At 65.6% G+C, this 5,144-nt stretch carries 4 protein-coding genes and 2 pseudogenes; 2 read left to right on the forward strand and 4 right to left on the reverse strand.

Annotated features, from left to right (window positions below; genetic code table 11):
- Positions 1-132: pseudogene (locus WA317_RS12105) on the forward strand (TIGR03854 family LLM class F420-dependent oxidoreductase); the annotation flags it as partial.
- A 78-nt stretch (positions 133-210) separates the two neighbouring features.
- Complete coding sequence (locus WA317_RS12110; protein ID WP_425173261.1) at positions 211-1,101, forward strand: SAM-dependent methyltransferase; 891 nt, start codon at positions 211-213, stop codon at positions 1,099-1,101.
- A 62-nt stretch (positions 1,102-1,163) separates the two neighbouring features.
- On the opposite strand, the gene WA317_RS12115 is transcribed toward WA317_RS12110, so the two are convergent.
- From WA317_RS12115 to WA317_RS12130, 4 genes and pseudogenes are all read right to left on the reverse strand, one after another.
- On the reverse strand, positions 1,164-2,750 hold the full coding sequence (locus WA317_RS12115) for an FAD-dependent monooxygenase (protein WP_425173262.1): 1,587 nt from the start codon (positions 2,748-2,750) through the stop codon (positions 1,164-1,166).
- 165 nt (positions 2,751-2,915) lie between these two features.
- Positions 2,916-3,793, reverse strand: a pseudogene (gene ppk2, locus WA317_RS12120) (polyphosphate kinase 2).
- Between the two features lie 53 nt (positions 3,794-3,846).
- The gene (locus tag WA317_RS12125) at positions 3,847-4,794 is read right to left on the reverse strand and encodes an NAD(P)/FAD-dependent oxidoreductase (protein WP_425173263.1); all 948 of its coding nucleotides are present in this window, start codon (positions 4,792-4,794) and stop codon (positions 3,847-3,849) included.
- Positions 4,795-4,830: 36 nt separating this feature from the next.
- A partial coding sequence (locus tag WA317_RS12130) for a sterol carrier protein domain-containing protein (protein ID WP_425173264.1) occupies positions 4,831-5,144 on the reverse strand: 314 nt, incomplete at its 5' end.

Here is a 5,144-nt window from a genome sequence, read left to right on the forward strand (position 1 = left end):
CAGCTGCACCGTCAACTCGACGCGTACCTGGACGCCGGTTTGACGAAATTCGTCATCCGGCCGGCCGGCCGAGCGCCGCTCGAGGCATTCATCGACCGGTTCGTCGACGAGTTGTCCGGGCGGCAGAACTGACCAGCACCGCCACCGGTTCGAGGCGTAAGCTATTCGTTAGCTGTGCAAACGAATTGTGGGTGTGATGCAGGAGGTTTCATGGCGCGAACGGTCGGAGATACCTGGGACATCGTGACCAGTGTCGGCTTCACGGCGCTGGCGGTGACGGCAGCGCGAGCGCTCGACGCCGCATTGATTCCTCCACTGGCCAACGACGATTACGCGGCGAAGTTCGTGGCCGCCGCCGGTGAGCCGAATCTGATCGCGGCAGTGGCCGACACCGATATGAGCAGCGCGGCTGCTTTCAATGCCCAGTGGGTGGGAGTGCGAACGCGCTTCTTTGACGACTTCTTCACCCAGGCCGGCCACAGCGGAACGCAGCAGGCCGTCATCCTGGCCGCCGGATTGGACAGCCGCGCATACCGACTGGCGTGGCCCGCCGACTACCCGGTCTTCGAGATCGACCAGCCACGCGTACTCGAATTCAAGCAAGAGGAGCTTGACCGGCAGGGCGTGGTTCCGGCCACGCGACGTGTCACGATCGCCACTGACTTGCGCGACGACTGGGCCGGTGCGCTGCTCGCGGCGGGCTTCGACCCCGCCCGCCCGACGGCCTGGGCGCTGGAGGGCCTGCTGCCCTACCTGCCCGGTGCGGCCCAGGACGCGCTGTTCGAGAAGTTGCACGAGCTGTCCGCCGCCGGCAGCCAGATAGCCGCCGAACTTGGGCCGCAGCCGGGCGAGGTGCAGGAATTCGCCGACAGCATCCCGATGATCGCCCAGGACGGCACCCAGCCGCCGATCGCGGATCTCTGGTATGACGATCCACGCATCGACACGAAAGCCTGGCTCGCTGAACTAGGATGGCAGGTCGTCGACGCAGACCTGGTGGCAAAGGCCGCCGACGACTACGGCCGGCCCTTCAACGGTCTGCCACCCGCCTTCGAGCGACTAATGCGCACCAAATTCTTCAGCGCCACCCGCAAACGGTGACGGCTGACAGCTGATCGTCACCCGTCACGGCCCCTTAAGGCGCGGTACCTGCCCGCAGCAAGCTAGCCACGGCCCGCGACTTGGACCGGTCGGGTGGGTGCACCGAACCAGGAGCAAAGCGCCTCGCGCAGCCCGACGGTTGCGGTGTCCGCCGGTTCGCCTAGGGTTGCCGCCCAGGCGATGTGTGCGTCTGGCCGAATGAGCATGGCGTCGGCAGGGCGGTGCACGGTCCGGGCGGTGTGCACATCGATGCGCGGCAACCATTCTCGTGCGGTGTTACGCAGCTCCGAGCGATCGGCCAGGTCAATGAAGACGGGTCGAGCGGCTCGCATGAGTACCGCGACGCTCGTCGCGCCGTGTTCGGTGCGTAATCGAAGGTCCGGAGCGAATGCTCCGGTCAACGCGTGGTCGTTGGAATGGCGCATCCGGTAGCAGACGTCGCTGCCGGCGATCAGGGCTCCGATCCGGCGCAGTGGCTGCTCGTCGGCGAGAAGCTCCAGGAACAGATCCCGAAGCGCGTCGGCGGCGCTGTCCGTTCCGCGGCGCAACGCCACTTGAGCCTGGGTGTGCAGCATGGTGCGTGCGCCGGCAAAGTGGCGTTCATCGTGATAGCTGTCCAGCAACCCAGCCGGTGCCCAACCGTGGATTTTTCCGGCCAGCTTCCACGCAAGGTTGACCGCGTCGAGCATGCCGACGCTGATGCCCACACCCGTGGCGGGAAACACGTGAGCCGCGTCGCCGGCCACCAATACCCGTCCATCCCGGTACCGTTCGGCTTGTCGCGCCTGAAATTGATAGCGCGACAACCGGATCGGCTCACCCAAGGGTACGTCGACACCAATCACCCGGAGTATGCTGTCGCGCAGCTCGGTCAGCGTCATCGGCGCGGCGTCGTCGACCGCAGCGGCCTCGTCTTCGGTGGTCTGAATGAGCAAAGCCTGCGAGGAGAGCGGCCCGATCGCGAACACCCCCCGATCTGTGCGGGTGAAATTGGCCCTGACGCGACCCAGCCCCGGCACGTCCAGCTCACCGCTGTCCAGCAACCGAACTGACTTCGGCATGGTGAGCTGCCCAAGCCGATTCACTTGCGGGTATGTGGTGCCGGGAAACGAGATACCAGCTTCGACACGCACCTTGCTGTGCGCACCGTCGCACCCGACCAGGTAACGGCCCGATACCCGATGCAACCCGGCAGGGCCGTTCACCTCTGCGGTCACCGAGGCGGACTGTCGACTCAAGCCGACGACTTCATGCCCGCGGCGCACCTCGGCGCCCAGGTGGCGGGCGTGTTCGTCGAGCAGACGCTCAAGTTTGTGCTGCGGCAACCGCAGCCCTTGCATCGGAGGGTCGCTCAACGGCGAGAAGTCCACATGCAGGTCGCCGAACGGTAGCCGGGCCGGGGTATGAATAGGCCCGATGCTGGCGGCTCCAGCTTGCTGCAGCAAGCCGCGGTATCTCAGCAGCTGCACACTTCGCCCGCCGAAGCCGTTGGCGCGCAGCGTCTCCAACGGACCTGCCCGACGCTCGAGCACCAGCGGTCGAACACCCGCCAGGCACAGCTCGGCGGCCAGCATCAGACCCGTCGGCCCTGCGCCGACGACGATCACCTCGACATCGTGTAACCCGGTCTTCGGTGACGACTCAGGCACTTCACCACCCCCAGCTCGCGTATTCCGGCCCAGGGCAGCGATTCTGAAGCATGACCCGGGCCTTGCCGCAAGCCCCAGGGTGCGATATAAGTTGAAAGTGGAAGGAGAACACTCTCCGTCCCATTTTTATGTATTCACTTTCTATGTACTGCTGGCGTGCCTTTCTCACTCAGCCAACGCGCGACCCACAATCAATGGATCCGGCTTTCCCACCACCTCATCGTCCTTGTCTTCGTAGTCGAACTTGGCGAGGACATGACGCATGGCGTTGACGCGGGCCCGCTTCTTGTCGTTGCTTTTGACAACGATCCACGGAGCGATATCGGTGTCGGTCGCAGTGAACATCTCCTCTTTCGCCGCGGTGTAGTCGTCCCACTTGTTCAGTGACTCGATGTCCGTCGGCGAAACTTCCAATGCCGCAACGGATCGACCAGCCGAACGGCAAACCTGGTGCGTTGCTCGGCGGGGGACACCGAGAACCACAGCTTCGTCAGGTGTACCCCGTCATTGACCAGCAGTTGTTCGAATAGCGGTACTTGCCGGATGAAGTCGGCGCATTGTTCAGAGGTGCAGTAACCCATCACCTTCTCGACGCCAGCGCGGTTGTACCAGGACCGGTCGAACAACACCATCTCGCCGGCGGCCGGCAGGTGGGTCACGTAGCGCTGAAAGTACCACTGCGTTTGGTCACGCTCGGTGGGCTTCTCGAGCGCCACGACTCGTGCGCTGCGCGGACTGAGGTGCTCCATGAATCGCTGAATGGTGCCGCCCTTACCGGCGGCGTCACGACCCTCGAACACGATCACGTGGCGGGCGCCGGTGCGCCTGCTGTGACTCTGCAGCTTCAGCAGCTCAATCTGCAGCCGCCGCTTGGTTCGCTCGTATTCGTCGCGCGGCATCCGTCCGTCGTACGGGAATCCCTCGCGCCACGTTTCGACAGGATTTCCGTCGCAATCGAGCAAGACGGGGTCGTCGTCGTCCTCGTCGTCGACGGTGTAGCCGTGTTCGGGGGTGGAAAGGTCGTCGAGATCGATTTCGGGCATGAATCAACGGTACCCAGGCGCGCAATTCGTCACCCGCAGTTGTCAACACGCGTTTAGATGGCGGTCAGCTCGCCGGGCAGCTCGTCGCTGAGCACGGACTGGGCAAGCAACTCCCCGAGCAGCGGCCCGAACTTCATCAGGTTGCTGCCGACGAACGCGACGACGCAGCCGCGCCTGGTAATCGTCCAGCCGTCACCGCCGTCGTCGAGCCACGGGGCACGCACCGTTACGCAGTCCACCCGGTCGACGACCGAAAGCGACGGGAACAGTGCGCGCACAGTGTCGGGGTCCGGTATCGATTGCCCGAAGGCCCAACGCCCTGTGCTGCCGAGCGGTAATCCATAGCCCTCGGGTGATGACAGGCACGCAGCACCGGTGGCGTCGGCGCCTTCGTAGGTGAAGCGGGTGTGCGGGCCGAACTCGATGCCGAGCGGGCCGAAGAGTGTCGGTGTCTGCACACCAGCGCAGATCAGCACGCGGTCAGCTGACACGACGGTGCCATCGGCGAGGGTCGTCAAACCGTCGTCGGTCACCGACACCACCTCACCACAGCGCATTTCGACTCGTCGCGCCAACGCGGTCAATGCCCGCCGGATGCGCAGGCTGCCGCCGAGCGGGTCGAAGACTGCAGTCTCCCAGGGAGCAGCGAGGAACGGTATGCGCTTTGCGATGTCGGTACGGCCCAGCCGGTGAGACTCCGCACCGGCGGCTGCCATCGCCGCCGCGGTGTCTTCGCCGGCGCCGACGGCGATGAAACCCTCGTCACCGAGCAGCCGGCCCGCGCCCAACTCGGCCCCCCAGCGTTGCCACCCGCTGCGTGCCTGAACCGCCAACCGGCACAAGGCCGGTCGCCGGTGCGCTATCCGGAAGATTCGGGCCAATCCGGTGGACTGCTCGGCGAACGGCGCACCGCGCTCGAAGACGGTCACGCGCTGTCCGCGCTTCGAGAGCTCGTAGGCGGCGGCCAGCCCGCAGACACCGGCGCCGATGACGACGATCATCGGTGAGTCTCCGCACCGACAGCTGTTTTCGCGGTGCTAGAAGAAGAACCCGGCGTAGGGTGCGTCGGGAACAGCGAATAGTCGGTCAGCCACCTCAACCGCTGCCGCGTCCTCGGCCCGGGCCAGCCCGGCCACTGCCAGGGCGCGCCACGTCGACCCGCCGAGCAGAACGGCGGCCAGGCCTGCCACACCGACGTGCAGATCGGGGCGTCGGTTTGTCGGTTCCGCGCCACTGCCGGTGATGGCGAAGGCCGCGGTGTTGTCCGCCAGCAGCGGGTCGATGACGGCGACGGTGACGGCCCCGTCGCCGAAGTATCGGCGTGCGGCCAGGACCTTCTCGGCGTCGACGA

The sequence above is a fragment of the Mycobacterium sp. genome, from assembly GCF_049802695.1.
Classification (GTDB): domain Bacteria; phylum Actinomycetota; class Actinomycetes; order Mycobacteriales; family Mycobacteriaceae; genus Mycobacterium.

Coding starts and splice junctions, on each gene's coding strand:
- WA317_RS12110 (WP_425173261.1), top strand. CDS start 211: ATGGCGCGAACGGTCGGAGATACCTGGGACATCGTGACCAGTGTCGGC.
- WA317_RS12125 (WP_425173263.1), bottom strand. CDS start 4,794: ATGATCGTCGTCATCGGCGCCGGTGTCTGCGGGCTGGCCGCCGCCTAC.